The organism is Streptomyces sp. NPDC052236, assembly GCF_044548015.1.
Lineage (GTDB): Bacteria > Actinomycetota > Actinomycetes > Streptomycetales > Streptomycetaceae > Streptomyces.
Genome location: NZ_JBIUBL010000001.1, coordinates 213,173 through 228,167, shown reverse-complemented (window position 1 = coordinate 228,167; position 14,995 = coordinate 213,173). Strand labels below are relative to the sequence as shown.

The 14,995-nt window shown below is 69.4% G+C and carries 18 protein-coding genes; 4 read left to right on the top strand and 14 right to left on the bottom strand.

The window, feature by feature from the left end:
- Positions 1-101: 101 nt before the first annotated feature.
- A complete protein-coding gene (locus ACIHCQ_RS01035) occupies positions 102-671 on the bottom strand; it encodes a sugar transferase (protein ID WP_399656501.1) in 570 nt (189 codons plus the stop codon).
- Positions 672-952: 281 nt separating this feature from the next.
- Here ACIHCQ_RS01035 and dnaK point away from each other — a divergent pair, with 281 nt between their 5' ends.
- From dnaK to ACIHCQ_RS01015, 4 genes are read left to right on the top strand one after another with little or no spacing between them, the layout of a single operon-like run.
- Positions 953-2,812 (top strand): molecular chaperone DnaK, encoded by a 1,860-nt coding sequence (gene dnaK, locus ACIHCQ_RS01030; protein WP_399656499.1) that lies wholly within the window; start codon positions 953-955, stop codon positions 2,810-2,812.
- The gene (gene grpE, locus ACIHCQ_RS01025) at positions 2,809-3,465 is read left to right on the top strand and encodes a nucleotide exchange factor GrpE (protein ID WP_399656497.1); all 657 of its coding nucleotides are present in this window, start codon (positions 2,809-2,811) and stop codon (positions 3,463-3,465) included. The genes dnaK and grpE overlap by 4 nt, the downstream gene beginning before the upstream one ends.
- A 30-nt stretch (positions 3,466-3,495) precedes the next feature.
- On the top strand, positions 3,496-4,692 hold the full coding sequence (gene dnaJ / locus ACIHCQ_RS01020; RefSeq protein WP_399656495.1) for a molecular chaperone DnaJ: 1,197 nt from the start codon (positions 3,496-3,498) through the stop codon (positions 4,690-4,692).
- 1 nt (position 4,693) lies between these two features.
- The gene (locus ACIHCQ_RS01015; protein WP_399656493.1) at positions 4,694-5,158 is read left to right on the top strand and encodes a heat shock protein transcriptional repressor HspR; all 465 of its coding nucleotides are present in this window, start codon (positions 4,694-4,696) and stop codon (positions 5,156-5,158) included.
- Positions 5,159-5,189: 31 nt separating this feature from the next.
- Here the strand turns inward: ACIHCQ_RS01015 and ACIHCQ_RS01010 are convergent, their stop codons facing one another.
- The 13 genes from ACIHCQ_RS01010 to ACIHCQ_RS00950 form a co-directional block, all read right to left on the bottom strand.
- Complete coding sequence (locus tag ACIHCQ_RS01010) at positions 5,190-6,257, bottom strand: hypothetical protein (RefSeq protein ID WP_399656491.1); 1,068 nt, start codon at positions 6,255-6,257, stop codon at positions 5,190-5,192.
- Between the two features lie 22 nt (positions 6,258-6,279).
- Complete coding sequence (locus ACIHCQ_RS01005) at positions 6,280-7,380, bottom strand: hypothetical protein (protein WP_399656489.1); 1,101 nt, start codon at positions 7,378-7,380, stop codon at positions 6,280-6,282.
- A complete protein-coding gene (locus ACIHCQ_RS01000; RefSeq protein ID WP_399656487.1) occupies positions 7,377-8,492 on the bottom strand; it encodes a hypothetical protein in 1,116 nt (371 codons plus the stop codon). Before ACIHCQ_RS01000 ends, ACIHCQ_RS01005 begins: the two co-directional genes overlap by 4 nt.
- A gap of 56 nt (positions 8,493-8,548) precedes the next feature.
- On the bottom strand, positions 8,549-9,478 hold the full coding sequence (locus tag ACIHCQ_RS00995) for a phage distal tail protein (RefSeq protein WP_399656485.1): 930 nt from the start codon (positions 9,476-9,478) through the stop codon (positions 8,549-8,551).
- A 31-nt stretch (positions 9,479-9,509) separates the two neighbouring features.
- Entirely contained in the window at positions 9,510-10,610 is a 1,101-nt protein-coding gene (locus tag ACIHCQ_RS00990) for a hypothetical protein (protein ID WP_399656483.1), read from the bottom strand.
- Between the two features lie 4 nt (positions 10,611-10,614).
- Positions 10,615-11,673, bottom strand: coding sequence for a phage tail protein (locus tag ACIHCQ_RS00985; protein ID WP_399656481.1), 1,059 nt, complete (start codon positions 11,671-11,673; stop codon positions 10,615-10,617).
- Positions 11,674-11,685: 12 nt separating this feature from the next.
- Complete coding sequence (locus ACIHCQ_RS00980) at positions 11,686-12,309, bottom strand: hypothetical protein (RefSeq protein WP_399656479.1); 624 nt, start codon at positions 12,307-12,309, stop codon at positions 11,686-11,688.
- Positions 12,310-12,347: 38 nt separating this feature from the next.
- Positions 12,348-12,731 carry a hypothetical protein gene (locus tag ACIHCQ_RS00975; RefSeq protein ID WP_399656477.1) on the bottom strand — a complete coding sequence of 128 codons (384 nt, stop codon included), beginning with the start codon at positions 12,729-12,731 and terminating at the stop codon, positions 12,348-12,350.
- A 14-nt stretch (positions 12,732-12,745) separates the two neighbouring features.
- Entirely contained in the window at positions 12,746-13,036 is a 291-nt protein-coding gene (locus tag ACIHCQ_RS00970) for a hypothetical protein (protein ID WP_399656476.1), read from the bottom strand.
- Positions 13,037-13,064: 28 nt separating this feature from the next.
- Positions 13,065-13,631, bottom strand: a complete 567-nt coding sequence (locus ACIHCQ_RS00965) for a phage tail protein (RefSeq protein WP_399656474.1) — start codon at positions 13,629-13,631, stop codon at positions 13,065-13,067.
- A 27-nt stretch (positions 13,632-13,658) separates the two neighbouring features.
- A complete protein-coding gene (locus ACIHCQ_RS00960) occupies positions 13,659-14,069 on the bottom strand; it encodes a hypothetical protein (RefSeq protein ID WP_399656472.1) in 411 nt (136 codons plus the stop codon).
- 203 nt (positions 14,070-14,272) lie between these two features.
- Entirely contained in the window at positions 14,273-14,449 is a 177-nt protein-coding gene (locus tag ACIHCQ_RS00955; RefSeq protein ID WP_399656470.1) for a helix-turn-helix domain-containing protein, read from the bottom strand.
- Positions 14,446-14,955, bottom strand: coding sequence for a hypothetical protein (locus ACIHCQ_RS00950; RefSeq protein ID WP_399656468.1), 510 nt, complete (start codon positions 14,953-14,955; stop codon positions 14,446-14,448). The genes ACIHCQ_RS00955 and ACIHCQ_RS00950 overlap by 4 nt, the downstream gene beginning before the upstream one ends.
- Positions 14,956-14,995 lie beyond the last annotated feature (40 nt).

The following is a 14,995-nucleotide window of genomic DNA, read 5'->3' as shown; positions in this document are numbered from 1 at the left end:
GGGAATCAGTAATTCTACTAAGCGGTAACTTAATCAGTCCGTGGAGAGAGTACCGATTTATGTCGACGCACTGTAGCCGCGTACGTGGTGATGTATGTCGCTCAGGTCAGCCTCACCGGAGGGCGCCCGGCGATGACGGCGCGCAGCGTGCGCGCGAGAATCAGCAGGTCCAGTCCCAGCCAGTGTTGCTCGACATAGTGCAGATCGAGAACGGCCATCTCCTCCCAGGGGAGCTCGGAGCGGCCGCTGACTTGCCAGAGCCCCGTGATTCCGGGGCGTACGAAGAGCCGGGCGCGATCCGCCCCGCCCAGCGGTCCGGCGGCGTCGGCGGCGCCGGCGGTCTCCCGCGGCGGCAGCGCGCGCGGGCCCACCAGCGACATCTCGCCGCGCACCACATTGAACAGCTGCGGCAGGTCGTCGATGAAATGGCGGCGCAGCAGCTGTCCCACGGGGGTGCGGCACGGCTGTTCGTCCGGCCAGGTGCTGAGCATGAGCGTACGGAAGGTCAGCAGCGCGAAGGTCTTGCCGCCGAGGCCGGTGCGGTCCCGGCGGATCAGTACCGGGCCCGGCGAGGTCAGCGCGACCGCGGTCGCCGCGGCGAGCAGCAGAGGGCTCAGGAGCAGGAGGAGGGTCAGGCTGCCCGCCAGATCGACGGCCCGCTTTGCGGGCATGTGCAGGTGCATGGAGATGTATGTGCGGCTCTCGTTACGTCATCATGATTGGCGGCTATTACGCTGCTTTTGGCGGCTATGACTCTTCCAGACGGATGCCTTGCCCGTCGCTGCGCCCCGCGCGCGTGCCCGTAGTCGCGCGTGGCGCAGCGACGGGCAAGAGTGCAGGTAAGTGCGGGATAAAAGTTGAGTGGGCTCGACTCAGGTCTGTTGACTCGATACGCTCGGTCATGCATCCTTGAGCGAGATCCACTCAAGTCAGCTTCACTGGAGGAACCGAAATGGCACGTGCGGTCGGCATCGACCTGGGCACGACTAACTCCGTCGTCAGCGTTCTGGAGGGCGGCGAGCCCACCGTCATCACCAACGCCGAGGGTGCCAGGACCACGCCGTCCGTCGTCGCCTTCGCTAAAAACGGTGAAGTGCTGGTCGGCGAGGTAGCGAAGCGTCAGGCAGTTACCAACGTCGACAGGACCATCCGGTCGGTCAAGCGCCACATGGGCACCGACTGGAAGATCGAGCTCGACGGGAAGCACTTCAACCCGCAGCAGATGAGCGCCTTCATCCTGCAGAAGCTGAAGCGCGACGCGGAGTCCTACCTGGGCGAGAAGGTCACCGACGCGGTGATCACCGTCCCGGCGTACTTCAACGACTCCGAGCGCCAGGCGACCAAGGAAGCCGGTGAGATCGCGGGCCTGAACGTCCTGCGTATCGTCAACGAGCCGACCGCCGCCGCGCTCGCCTACGGCCTCGACAAGGACGACCAGACCATCCTGGTCTTCGACCTCGGTGGCGGCACCTTCGACGTGTCGCTGCTGGAGATCGGCGACGGCGTGGTCGAGGTGAAGGCCACCAACGGCGACAACCACCTCGGTGGTGACGACTGGGACCAGCGCGTCGTCGACTACCTGGTGAAGCAGTTCGCCAACGGCCACGGCGTGGACCTGTCCAAGGACAAGATGGCTCTCCAGCGTCTCCGCGAGGCCGCGGAGAAGGCGAAGATCGAGCTCTCGTCCTCGACCGAGACCGGCATCAACCTCCCGTACATCACGGCGTCGGCCGAGGGCCCGCTGCACCTGGACGAGAAGCTCACGCGCGCCCAGTTCCAGCAGCTCACCTCGGACCTGCTGGACCGCTGCAAGACCCCGTTCCACAACGTCATCAAGGACGCCGGCATCCAGCTGTCCGAGATCGACCACGTGGTTCTGGTCGGTGGCTCCACCCGTATGCCCGCCGTCGCCGAGCTCGTCAAGGAGCTCACCGGCGGCCAGGACGCCAACAAGGGTGTGAACCCGGACGAGGTCGTCGCCATCGGTGCCGCGCTCCAGGCCGGTGTTCTCAAGGGTGAGGTCAAGGACGTACTGCTCCTCGACGTGACCCCGCTGTCCCTCGGTATTGAGACCAAGGGCGGCATCATGACCAAGCTCATCGAGCGCAACACCACGATCCCGACCAAGCGGTCCGAGATCTTCACGACGGCCGAGGACAACCAGCCGTCCGTGCAGATCCAGGTCTACCAGGGCGAGCGCGAGATCGCGGCGTACAACAAGAAGCTCGGCATGTTCGAGCTGACCGGTCTGCCGCCCGCCCCGCGCGGCGTGCCGCAGATCGAGGTCGCCTTCGACATCGACGCCAACGGCATCATGCACGTGACCGCGAAGGACCTCGGCACCGGCAAGGAGCAGAAGATGACCGTCACCGGCGGCTCCTCGCTGCCGCGGGACGAGGTCGACCGCATGCGCCAGGAGGCCGAGCAGTACGCGGACGAGGACCACCGCCGCAAGGAGGCGGCCGAGTCCCGCAACCAGGGCGAGCAGCTTCTCTACCAGACGGAGAAGTTCCTCAAGGACAACGACGACAAGGTCCCCGGCGATGTGAAGACCGAGGTCGAGACCGCGCTCGTCGAGCTGAAGGAAAAGCTCAAGGGCGAGGACACGGCCGAGATCCGCACCGCGACCGAGAAGGTCGCCGCAGTCAGCCAGAAGCTCGGTCAGGCGATGTACGCCAACGCCTCGGCAGAGGGCGCTGCGCCCGGCGCAGAGGGCGCGGCCCCCGGCGGCGAGCACGCCAAGGCTGATGACGATGTCGTCGACGCCGAGATCGTGGACGACGAGAAGGACGCAAAGGGTGGTGCCGCGTGACGGAGGAGACCCCGGGCTTCGAAGAGAAGCCCGACGTCCCTTCTGGCGCCAAGCCTGACGCCGCCGCTGAGTCCGCCGAGTCCTCCGAGAAGGAGGCCCCGGCGGCCCCGGCAGGGGACGCAGCGAAGATCGCCGGTCTGACGGCGCAGCTGGACCAGGTCCGTACGGCGCTCAACGAGCGCACGGCAGACCTCCAGCGGCTTCAGGCCGAGTACCAGAACTACCGTCGCCGTGTGGAGCGCGACAGGATCACGGTCAAGGAGATCGCCACGGCGAGTCTGCTGACCGAGCTCCTGCCGATGCTCGACGACATCGGGCGCGCCCGGGAACACGGGGAGCTGGTGGGCGGGTTCAAGTCGGTTGCCGAATCTCTGGAGACGGCCGCCGCGAAGATGGGCCTGCAGCAGTTCGGCAAGGAGGGCGAGCCCTTCGACCCGACGATCCACGAGGCTCTGATGCATTCGTACGCACCGGATGTCACAGAGACCACATGCGTCGCGGTGCTCCAGCCGGGGTATCGCATCGGCGAGCGGACCATCCGCCCGGCGCGGGTCGCGGTGGCCGAGCCCCAGCCGGGCGCGGCCGCCCCCGCCGGTGCGCAGGACGAGACGGTGGCGAACGACGAGGAGAGCGGTGGCCCGGAAGAGGGCTGACGCAATGATCGTCCGAGAGGAGGGACGTCGATGAGTACGAAGGACTTTGTCGAGAAGGACTACTACAAGGTTCTCGGCGTCCCCAAGGACGCCACCGAGGCCGAGATCAAGAAGGCGTACCGGAAGCTCGCCCGCGAGTACCACCCGGACGCCAACAAGGGTGACGCCAAGGCGGAGGAGCGCTTCAAGGAGATCTCCGAGGCCAACGACATCCTCGGCGACACCAAGCGGCGCAAGGAGTACGACGAGGCGCGCTCGCTCTTCGGCAACGGCGGCTTCCGCCCTGCCGGAGCGGGCGGGCCCGGTGGCTCCTTCAACTTCGACCTGGGCGACCTCTTCGGAGGCACCCCGGGCGGCGGCGGTCAGCCGGGCGGCGCCGGAGGCTTCGGTGGCGGCGGCGGGCTCGGCGATGTGTTCGGCGGCCTGTTCAACCGCGGCGCCGGGACCGGCACCCGTACGCACCCGCGCCGCGGCCAGGACATCGAGTCCGAGGTGACGCTGAGCTTCACCGAGGCGGTCGACGGGGCCACGGTCCCGCTGCGGATGTCCAGCCAGGCGCCCTGCAAGGCCTGTTCGGGCACCGGCGACAAGAACGGCACGCCCCGCGTGTGCCCCACCTGCGTCGGCACCGGCCAGGTCTCGCGCGGCGGCAGCGGCTCCTTCTCGCTCACCGACCCGTGCCTGGACTGCAAGGGCCGCGGGCTGATCGCGCAGGACCCCTGCGAGGTCTGCAAAGGCAGCGGGCGCGCCCGCTCCTCGCGCACCATGCAGGTCCGTATCCCCGCGGGCGTCTCCGACGGCCAGCGGATCCGGCTGCGCGGCAAGGGAGCTCCCGGCGAGCGGGGCGGCCCGGCGGGCGATCTGTATGTCGTCGTGCACGTCGGCTCGCACCCGGTCTTCGGCCGCAAGGGCGACAACCTCACCATCACCGTGCCCATCACCTACGTGGAGGCGGTGCTCGGCGGCGAGGTGAAGGTGCCGACGCTGGGCGGTCCTCCGGTCACGCTGAAACTGCCCGCCGGGACCCCCAACGGCCGTACGATGCGGGCGCGCGGCAAGGGAGCGGTCCGCAAGGACGGCACCCGCGGAGACCTGCTGGTCACCGTCGAGGTCGCGGTGCCCGGCGAGTTGAGCGACAAGGCGAGGGAAGCGCTGGTGGCCTATCGCACGGCCACGGCGGAGGAGGACCCGCGGGCCGAGCTGTTCCAGGCCGCGAAGGGAGCATGAGATGGACGGACGTCGCCGACAGTACTCAGCAGTCAGCAGGGCATACGAACTCACTGAAGAGTCGCCTGTATATGTGATCTCGGTGGCGGCCCAGCTCTCCGGTCTGCATCCGCAGACCCTCCGGCAGTACGACCGGCTGGGGCTTGTCTCCCCCGACCGTACGGCCGGGCGGGGCCGGCGATACTCGGCGCGCGACATCGAACTGCTGCGCACCGTCCAGCAGTTGTCGCAGGACGAGGGCATCAACCTCGCCGGGATCAAGCGCATCATCGAGCTGGAGAACCAGGTCGCGGCGCTCCAGCAGCGGATCGCCGAGCTGTCGGCGGCCGTGGACGGCGCGGCGGCGGCGATGCGGCAGCGCGAGGCCCAGGTGCATGCCTCGTACCGGCGCGATCTGGTGCCGTACCAGGATGTGCAGCAGGCGAGCGCGCTGGTGGTGTGGCGGCCGAAGCGGTCGTCCGAGTAGACCGACCGCGGGCCGCCCCCACCTGAGCCCCCTACGCCGGAACGTCCGGCGGGCGGGCCGGGTCCGGGGCCGGTACGAAGAGCAACGGGCCCTCGGGGAGTGCGTCTTCGGGCGGTCGCCCGGTCGGCGGCTTCCCGGCTGCGGGGCCCTTGTCGGGGCTCCGCCCCGAACCCCGCGCCTCAATCGCCGGCGAGGCTGGAATTGTCGGGTCCTCGTCGGGGGCGCTGCCCCCGAGCCCCCGCGCCTCAATCGCCGGCGAGGCTGAAGTTGTCGGCGAGGCTGAATGTGCGGGGCCCTTGTCGGGGCTCCGCCCCGAACCCCGCGCCTCAAACGCCGGCGAGGCTGGAAGTTCCGGCGAGGCTGAAGACTGGTGCGTCCATGCGCCCTGGACCGTCGCCCGGATCGAGCCCTGGCCCTCCGTGCGGCGGCCGACCACCACCACATCGACCTCCGCCAGCTGCTCGGGCGGCAACTCGAACGGCCCGAGCGTGAACCAGCCCACCCGGTGGCCCACCTCCTGCGCCTCGCCCATCAGCCGGTCGTCCAGCCGCAGCCGCACCTCACCCGTCGCGCCCTCGGTGTCCATGGCCGCCCGCACCAGCAAGGTGATCTTCGGCTGCTGCCGGTAGATCCTGCCGGTCCACAGCTCCTCGTACTCGTTCGACTCACTGCGCGGCCAGCTCTCCCACCCGCCCTGGTACGCGGGCCCCATGGGCACCGGCAGATACGGCAGCGCCAGCCCGCCGCCCTTCAGGTCCTCCGCGAAGAACAGCTGGTCGCGCGCGTCCCAGACCCGTACCGCCTGGGGCTCGTCGCTCTGATCGGTCCACAGCGCCAGCGCCGTCGTACCGTCCTCGCGCCGCAGTACGAAGGCCTGCTGCGGGCTTCCGTCCGCGTGGCCCGGCGGCAGGGCTCCGATGTGGGCGAGGCCCGTGCCGTCGGGGGAGCGCACCGACATGGTGCCGGTGTCGCTGATGGTGACCTGGCCGTCGGAGATCTGGTTCAGCGCGGGCCGGGTGTTGGCGCTCGCCATCAGGGCGCGTACCTGCCGCTCCAACGCCCGTATACGGTCCAGCAGATCCGTCGGAATCGCTGCCATTCTCGTTCCCGCCTTCTGGTTGCTACGCCTCTTCGAGGTAGAGCTTGGCGCTCTCCGCCTGGCCACGGGCCGGCGGTGTGACCGCGAGACCGACCACCCGGTACCGGGCGTCCAGGCCGTCCGGATGCCACAGATCGCGGATGCGCAGCCGGATCGAGCTGCCGAGCAGTGCCGGGCGGATCCGGCCGTCGTCCATCAGCACGGTGATCTCCGGGATGACCTGCGGACGGCGCGCCCTGGCCAGCGCGGCCCGCGCCTCCCGCTCCAGTACGGCCGTGTCCGTGACCGACGAGTGGTCCGACGAGCCTTCGAGCCGCGGCCACCCCGCCGTCAGGTCCTCCTCGGAGACGACCGGACCCGCGGTGCGCGGCACCGACTCGGCGGCCTGGTTGGTGTTGTCCGCCTCGCCGCGCGCCACCCACACATTGGCCTGCACGGTCGAGTCACCCGGCAGGCTGTAGGCGGTGACAGGCCCCGGCCGGTCGAGCACGATGTCCGCCGCGCCCGTCTGGATCACCGGGTGGCCGACCTGGAGGCGCTTGACGCGCCGCCCGCTCCCGGTGTCCCGGTAGGCGGCGATACGCCACTCGAAGCCGTTCTCGGTGGCGGCGAGGGCTTCGAGGATCTCCCGTACGCGCGCGAGATCCGTGAGCAGATACGTATGACTGCGTACGACGCCCGAGGCCTCCCGCCCGTACTCGATGCCGATGTCGCCACCCGGCTGTGCCTGCAGATGGTCGATCAGGGCGCGCGCGATGTCGAGCTGGTCCTCGCCTGTGAAGGTCAGCGTCTGGGACAGATAGCGGTGGTCGAGATACGAGTCGAAGCCGCCGGCCTGGATTTGCACCTGGAGCCTGCCGCGCTCGTCCCCGGCGGGTGTGCACGTCCACAGGACGCCGCCCCACCAGATCTCGGCGTCCCGCTCCAGCCAGACGGCGGTGCGACCCGGTGTGAGGGCGGTGCGGGCGCGGGCGGCGACGGCGGCGTTCGGCAGGGGCACGGTCGCCGAGAGCGAGCCGGGCTTGCCGATGAAGTCGTCGAACTGCGTCTCCAGCAGCGGCAGTACGTCGATCACCTGGTCGGTGAGCAGATCGCAGAAGAGCGCGCGGTACGCAGCGGTCACGGTGCGGCCTGTGCCGCTTCGTAGGTGCCCAGGCCCAGGATCGTGTCGCCGACCCCCCAGGTCCACGGGGAGAGGCGGTCCACGGAGCCGGCGTCGGCGGGTTCTCCATTCACCTTGCCCGAGCTGATGTCCAGGGAGAAGCGGGTGGAGCCAGTGCCGCGGACCCGCGCGACGACCCGGTTGCTGGTGGAGGCGGCCAGTTCGAAGAAGCCGAGCGTGGGGCCCGAGCCCCCGTAGGTGACGGGGAGGGAGAACGTCCAGTTGTTGCCGGTGTCGCCAGTGCCGAACTTCGTGGTGGTGCCGAAGGTGACGGAGAAGCGGAAGTTCACGATCCGGCCGGTGTGCAGATAGCGGCAGGCGATGACCGCGTTGCCGTACGTGGGGACGCCGACGTTGGTCGATGTGGACCAGGCAGGCGTCCACGACTGCCAGGTGGGGACGGGCGGATAGGCCGTCCAGGTGGTGCCGTCCCACCGTTCGAGACCCTTGCCGTTGTCGCGGTACTGGCCGGGGTACGCGCCGTTGAAGGCCAGGCTCCCCGTGTACGGCAGGATGCCGCCCGCCGCCACCGTCGCCCGGCGGCGGTCGCTGACCGCCGTCGCCCAGCTGATGCCGCCGGTCCCCGCTGAGGCTCCGGCCTGGACCCGTACGTGGTGGAGCGCTATCGCGCCGGTCGGGGTCGCGGGCGCGACGGGGGTCGCCTGGGGCTCACCCGCGATGACCTCCAGGGTGGCGAGCGTACGGCCCGAGGAGTCGAAGAGCTGGTCGTAGACGCGCAGGGCGACCAGGTCGATGCGCGGGTTGGCCGGATTGCCGTCGGTGAAGGTCACGGTCTCGTGGGCGGGCAGCACCACCGGGTACGCCCCGGCGGGCTCGGTGCCCTGGACGACGGCCCGGCCGGGCGCGACCTTCGCGGCCATCGGCCCGTCCGCGATGAGCGCGAGTCCGGCGATGACGGTCTTGCCGTCGGCGGAGCCGGGGATGATGCCGTCGCGGGTGGCCAGCGGGCCCGTGGGGGTCATGGTGCCGGTCGGGGCGAGCCGGGTGTCGACGCGGGACTGGCCCCCGTCCGGGTCGGTGCGGTTGAGCAGCCAGGCGCTGCGTACAGGCATGACGTCCTCCGTGCGTGGATGGATCTACGAGACGAGTGGGGGCGCGGCTGCCGTGGCTACCAATGGGCGCTGCGCCAGACGACGGTCGCCGAGGCGAGCGGATCACTGGAGTCGGGTGCCGCGCGGAACGCCAGCGAGGTGGTGCCGGGCGGCAGCTGGAAGAGCTGCTCGGGGACGGAGCCGGGGGTCGCGGTGTGCAGCCGCGAGCTGGCGCCGTTCAGGAGCACGGTGCCCGCTTCCGTGTCGACGGTGAGGACGTCGGACTCGGCGAGGGTGATCCCGTACTCGATGCGGATCCCGTCGGACAGCCGGGTGAGGGACGGGTTCCGCACGGGCCCGCGGAACTCGACGATCAGTCCGGTCGGCGCGTCGCCCTCGTTGTACGCGGTGATGTCGCCGGTCGAACCCGCCGTGCCCCAGTCGAGGCCCGGCGCCCAGTCCAGGCCCGCTCGGGCCTCGGGCGCGGCCGGGTCGGTCCAGAGCAGTCCTTCCTCACCGGCGGGGAGCCCCGCCTGCGCCGACTCCTGAAGCGCTCCGTAGCGGCGCGGGTCGGTGCAGATCCACTGGACGGTGGCCTTGGCGACGCCCTGGGTCGCGTACGTACGGTCGGTGGGGACGACGCGCTGGCTGACGCGTGCGCGGGCGAGGAGGGTCTCGCCGTGCAGGCGCACCGCGAGCCACCGCTCCTCGTCCACGATCCCGGTGGCGGCCCTGAACTGCCGCATGACGTCGATCGTCCGGTCGCGGTCCGCGGGCAGCAGCCAGACGGTGCCGGTGATGGTGCGTGGCTGCGCCCACTGCGCGCCGGGCCAGGCTCCGTGGGCGGCGGGCTGCAGTACGTCGGCGGTGTCCAGGGCGGGGAGGTCTCCCCAGCCGGCGAGTCCTTCGGCGGCGATGCCGTACGGGGTGCCGGGGCCGAGGAGCAGGCCGCCCCACTGGATCTGCCCGTCGCGGGTGATCAGCGTGTCGCTCTCTTGTACGGGCATGAGCAGGTCGACCCTCACCTTCGAGACTGGTTCACGTGTGCGTGGCCGAGAGGAAGCGCAGGTCTTCGGCGGTGCCGTGCGCTCCGCGGCCGGGGCGCTCATGGAAGTGGGCGAGGGATCGGGGTGGGGACCGGTACCGGGATCGGCCGAGCATCCGGTCGAGGCGTTCCAGTGGAATGACCGCAGGGTGTTCGCGGCCCGGAACGACGATCCCGCCGTCGGCGAGCGTCGGGATCTTGTCCAGGTCGACCCCGAACTTCTTGCCGAGGATGTTGAAGCTGAGGCTGTTGAGACCGTCGATGACCCAGTTGGCGAAGGCGATCACGGCGTTGACGGGCCCCTGGATGACGCCCAGCACGGTCTGGAAGGCGCTGCGGAGCAGATCCCCGATGCCGGTGAGCGTTCCCCGCATGGCGTCCCGCACCTTGTCGAAGGCCTTGGGGAGGGCCGTACGCACCCAGCCGACCGGGTCCTTGAGGATGTTCCCGAGCGTGGTGAAGACGGTGACGACAACGGTCAGATACGCCGTGACGATCGGCAGGACGATCTTTGCGGCGAGTTCGAAATACATGCTGACCAGGCCGAAGACGACGTTGATGACCTTCTGGCCCGCCTTGGAGTTCATGGCCATCTCGATGATCTGCGCGGCGATGGGCGCGAGCAGTCCGACGATGAGTCCGATGGGGCTCGCCTTCATGGCGACATTGATCACCTTCATCACGGTGGCCCCGGACTTGGCCCCGCCGCCGAGCAGCCCGCTGAACCGGCCGATGAGGGTCGACCCCTTGGCGTTCGTGGACGCCGAGCGCGCGGCCGAGTCCGCCTCGCGCTTGATGGCGCGCAGCTCGCGGGTCCCGTCCTTGGCCCCGGTCCGCAGCCGCCCGATGGGACCCGCCGCACCGGACGCGCCACGGCGCAGGGCGGCGACGCCCTGTCCGCCGCCGCTGAGCCCGGCCTTGAGCCGCCCGACCTCCCGGGCGCTCTGGTCGGTGTCGCGACCGGCGGCGGTGACGCCCTTGGCGGCGCGGTCCACGGCGGTGGCCGTGGAGCGTACGGCGGTCGTGCTCTGCCCGAGCCCGGCGGAGAAGTTACGTAACCCGCCCGTCACTCCGGTCAGGTTGAGGGTGGCCATGCGGTCACCCCCGCGCCTTGTCGAGCAGCATCAGGGCGGCGGCCGTATCGCGCGGGTTGCTGCGCTCGACGGCGTGGTAGTTCTCGATGTGGAACCCGCCGGGGCGGGCGCCGCCGCCGTACGCGGTGGCCATGCGTCCCCGCTCGCCGAAGAGGCGGTCCAGTTTGGACAGCGGGATGACGACTTCCGGCTCCCCGGCTTCGGCGAGGATGGCGGGGACGCCGCCGGTGCGGGGCATGAGGACACCGCCCTCGGCGAGTTTCGGGATGGTGGGCAGACTGATCCCGAAGGTCTTCCCGCCGACCATCGGCACCCAGCCCGGAATGCTGATTTTTATCCCGTTCAGCTTTCCGATCGCCGAGTTGATGAGGCCGATGACGGCGTTGATGGGTGTCTTGACGGCGTTCTTTATGCCGTCGAAGGCTTTTCCGGCGATTCCGGAGAGGCCGTCCCAGGCCTTTTTGAGCGCGTCCTTCACGGAGTTGAAGACCTTGGGGATCGCGCTGCCGATCCATTTCACGACGGGCGAGATCGCATTCTTGATCCCGTTGAAGATGGAGGAGATGAGCTTTCCGGTGGCCTTCATGATCGGGCCGATGGCCTTCATGACGGTCCCGATGACCTTGCCGATGACGTCGAAGGCGATCTTCATGATCTTCTGCATGGTCTTGGACTGCATGGCCATGTCGACGACTTTGGCGATAAGGGGCGCGAGCAGGCCGAGGAGCAGGCCGATGACGTTGCCCTTCATGGCCCCGTTGAGGTTCTTGAATCCGCTGGTGGCGCCGGAGAGACCGCCTTTCATCCGCCCGGCTGCGGTGCCGGATTTCCCGGCTTCCTTGCCGACCTTGGCGACGGACTTGGCGGCGCTGTCGGCGCCGGTCTTGAGGCTGCGGACTTCGCGGGTGGCGTCTTTGGCCCCGCCTTTGACCTTGCCGAGGCCGGTCCCGGCGGAGGTGGCGCTGCGGCCGAGGGAGGTGGCGGCGCGGCCGGTGGTGTCGAGGGTGGACTTGAAACTCCGGACGGAGCCGGTGGCCTTCTGGAGAGACCTCACCAGTGACATGTCAGTAACCCCCTATCCGCCCAGTTCCTCGCGCAGTTTCCGCAGGCCGTTGTTCACCGAACTGATCTGCTTCTCCACCTGGACGAGATCCGTCTTGAGCTTGTCCACGTCGGGTTGGCCGGCCTTGCCGCCGGTCTGGGTCTTCAGCTGGCTGATCCTTCTGGCGGTCTTCCTCTCCAGCTGCTGGATGGCCGCGACACGGTCCTTCTTCTTGTCGAATTCTCTGAGCGATCTGCGGAGTTCATGGACGGCTTTCGTCCTCTCCGTCTTCGTGTCGTAGTTCTTCAGCTTCTTGAGGAAGGCGTCGACGGCCTCGTTCCTGGCCGTTTTCGTGTCGAACTTCTGGACTTCCTTCTTCGTGGCGAACTTCCGCCAGAATTTCCCACCGCCTTCTTCGGCCCACGGCCAGGTTCGGAAGGTCTTCCCGAACAGGCTTATGCCTTTCTCGTCCACCTTGAACAAGGTGAAGTCAATCTTGACCGCGGTGATGCCGAGGGCGACCCCAGCCAGCCCGATCTTTATGTAGTCCACGGTGAAGTTCAGGTCATTGACCTTCTTCACCAGGGTTGCGTGCTGGGTCTTCTCAACGAAGAGCTGTTTGAAGGCACCCACGTCGAACCCGTAGCCTCCGGCCATCGTTCATCACCTCGCAGAGCGACTCACAAAGGGACAGGTCAGCCGAAAAAGCGGGCCAGTTCGGCCCGGGTAGGCCCCTCGGCGGGCACCGGTAGCGGCTCCTCGGGCGGCGGGCCATCCGCCCCCGGCCTGGTCACCGGCTCGGGATATGGCTCCGGTGTCGCGTCCTCGTCCTGGTGGACCGTCGCGAACATCCAGTTCGCCACCGCCAGTTGGTCCACCACCGCCGCCAGCAAGTGGTCCGTCACGCCCCACTCCGCCGCCTCACCCACCTGCGCCCGGTGCACCGCGCTCTCCCGCGGCAGGTGTTTGACCAGCACCGTCAGCCGGCGCGCCGAGAGCCGGCCGCGGTGCCAGTCCAGCAGGTCGACCCCGTAGAAGCGCAGCAGGTCCGCCTCCAGCGCCTCGGCGTGTTCGTCCACGAACCCGTCGAGGCTCAGCCTTCCCCCAGGCCGAGCCCGGTCTCCTTGCCGTACGCCTCCAGGATCGCCTGGACGTCCTGCATGGTGACCTCGTGCTCGTTGAAGCGGGCGAACTGCTTCTCGCCCATGAGCAGTTCGAGCAGCCCGTCCACATCGTCGTCGTCCAGCGCGCGCAGCGCCCGCGCCGTCTGGCGGGACAGCTCCGTCGGGAGCTCGAACAGCTCGCCGTCGAGCTCGAAGGACCACGCCCGGCCCAGGGCTTCCAGCCGCTGGGCACGCGCGGCGTTGACGTTGAAGGTGGCCATGTTGTCTCCGATCGGGGTGTGAGGCGGCTCAGCCCGCCGCGTATGCCGGGTCCTTCATGATCCAGATCGCCAGCGGGTCCGCGTCCGTCTCCGCCAGCGCCGTGAACGTGACCCCCAGCTTCAGCGCCGCCGTCCTGCTCAGGCCCAGTTCCTCGGTCTCCGTGACCTGCCCGCGCGGCATGATGAAGCGGTACGTGATCCGGTCGCCGTCCGAGAACTCGATGCCCAGCGCCCGCTCGTCCACCTTCGGCGCGCTGGCGATCTCGTACGTGAACGTCTCGCCCGTCCCGGTCACCGCCCCGCCGCCCATGAAGAACGGCAGCGTCGCGTCGTTGAACTGCAGCAGCTGGAACTTCACCGTCAGATCCCGGTCCGAGTAGATGAACCGCGCCGGGCTCACCGACTGCCAGGTGTCCACCGGGTCGATCTTGTCCTTCTTGTTGAACTTGATGCCGTCCGTGGTGGTGTAGCCGAGGTCGACCCACTCGGTGCTCCACGGGTCGGTGGCGTTGCCCGGCGCTGCCGTGCCCACCGGGGCGACCAGCACCTTGCCGGTGCCGGCGACGCGGATCTCGGAGGATTTGTTGCCTGCCATCTGCGCTCCTTGAGGTGGATCGTTCGGTTACGGGGTCGTCGCGGGTCGGATCGAGAGCCGTACGGTCGAGAAGTAGCGGTTCGCCGCCTGCCGGTTCCAGTCCGGCAGCCACCGCGGCCCGTCCGCCTCCGCGAAGTCGGTGACCCGCGCCCCGCCGAAGACGGTCTCCACGACGTCGAGCAGGGCGGTCCTGGCGGCCAGCGCGACCGCGTGTGCGGCGGTCTTGTCGGGGCCGTACGCCTCCAGGTCGACCAGCGGCCGGTCCAGATGCAGGTCGTCGACCCACGCACCGCCGGACCGCGAGACCAGGACGACCTTCTGTGTGCCGTCGAAGCCCGGCGGCGGGATGTTGTCGACGGTGATCCCGGTCAGTTCGGGGCGGTTCTTCAGGAACTCCACGACGAGCCGCTCCACGTCGGGGAAGGAGATGGTGCTCACCTGGACGCGCTCCCATCAACGCCGTACGGGCAAAGGGAAACGGCGGGCTGTAGGCCCCTGGGGGCACAGCTCCGCCGCTGCGTCCAAGTGTGATGGAGAGGTTTCTGGTTCACAAGTGCCGTACGTGAAACGAGAGGTGAGGTTCCGGTACCCGCTCCGTCGGCCGACGGAGCGGGACCTCAGACGAGTTCAGCCAAGTACGTTCATCGCCGCCGCGCGACGCGCTCCGCCGCGAAGACCTCGCTCAACCGGAACGTCTGCGAACGCCCCCGCCGCCCCGCCGGCCGCAGATGGCCGAGCTGGACCCACTTGCGGATGGTGGCCGGGGCGACCCCCGCCTCGTGGGCGGCCGATTCCGTGGTCAGCAGCGGGTCGTTCATACGGGCACCCCGAGGTGTGAGCGGCACGCCGGGTTGATGCACAGCACCATGTCGCCGTCCCGGTCCGGGAGCGCCCGCAGGGATACGGAGTCGCAGTCGCGGCAGCGCCCGTGGACCCGGACGATCCGTTCCGGCTCGCCGAGTTCGCGGGCGCACAACCGGGCCAGCCGCCGCGTCTCTTCGGCGACATGGACGCGCAGCAGCGGATCCCGGTCGATCGGCCCGGCCAGTGCCGCGATCCGCCGGAGCCGGGGTACGGGGGGCAGCGGCGCCGCGGCCGGCAGGCCGAGCCTGTCCCGTACGGCGTCCTCCAGCTCCACGATGTCGGCGGTGACACCCGCGAGGGTGTCCGCCACCGAGATCCGCAGTGGCGCGGCGGGTCCGGCGGCCGACCGGCGCACCGGCTGCCCGGGGCCCCGGCCGCCCGACGAGGCGAGCTGCAGGGTGAGTTCAGGTATGAGCCGGACAAGGGAGTCGATCCAAAGGGCGGCATTCGCGGTACTCAATCGCGTCTCCTCTGCGTGACGATTCGCTCTCGCCGCAGGG

Excerpts from the sequence above, each read along its gene's own strand:
- ACIHCQ_RS01035 (WP_399656501.1), bottom strand. The coding sequence starts at position 671 with ATGCCCGCAAAGCGGGCCGTCGATCTGGCGGGCAGCCTGACCCTCCTC.
- dnaK (WP_399656499.1), top strand. The coding sequence starts at position 953 with ATGGCACGTGCGGTCGGCATCGACCTGGGCACGACTAACTCCGTCGTC.
- dnaJ (WP_399656495.1), top strand. The coding sequence starts at position 3,496 with ATGAGTACGAAGGACTTTGTCGAGAAGGACTACTACAAGGTTCTCGGC.
- ACIHCQ_RS01015 (WP_399656493.1), top strand. The coding sequence starts at position 4,694 with ATGGACGGACGTCGCCGACAGTACTCAGCAGTCAGCAGGGCATACGAA.
- ACIHCQ_RS01010 (WP_399656491.1), bottom strand. The coding sequence starts at position 6,257 with ATGGCAGCGATTCCGACGGATCTGCTGGACCGTATACGGGCGTTGGAG.
- ACIHCQ_RS01000 (WP_399656487.1), bottom strand. The coding sequence starts at position 8,492 with ATGCCTGTACGCAGCGCCTGGCTGCTCAACCGCACCGACCCGGACGGG.
- ACIHCQ_RS00995 (WP_399656485.1), bottom strand. The coding sequence starts at position 9,478 with ATGCCCGTACAAGAGAGCGACACGCTGATCACCCGCGACGGGCAGATC.
- ACIHCQ_RS00990 (WP_399656483.1), bottom strand. The coding sequence starts at position 10,610 with ATGGCCACCCTCAACCTGACCGGAGTGACGGGCGGGTTACGTAACTTC.
- ACIHCQ_RS00985 (WP_399656481.1), bottom strand. The coding sequence starts at position 11,673 with ATGTCACTGGTGAGGTCTCTCCAGAAGGCCACCGGCTCCGTCCGGAGT.
- ACIHCQ_RS00980 (WP_399656479.1), bottom strand. The coding sequence starts at position 12,309 with ATGGCCGGAGGCTACGGGTTCGACGTGGGTGCCTTCAAACAGCTCTTC.
- ACIHCQ_RS00970 (WP_399656476.1), bottom strand. The coding sequence starts at position 13,036 with ATGGCCACCTTCAACGTCAACGCCGCGCGTGCCCAGCGGCTGGAAGCC.
- ACIHCQ_RS00965 (WP_399656474.1), bottom strand. The coding sequence starts at position 13,631 with ATGGCAGGCAACAAATCCTCCGAGATCCGCGTCGCCGGCACCGGCAAG.
- ACIHCQ_RS00955 (WP_399656470.1), bottom strand. The coding sequence starts at position 14,449 with ATGAACGACCCGCTGCTGACCACGGAATCGGCCGCCCACGAGGCGGGG.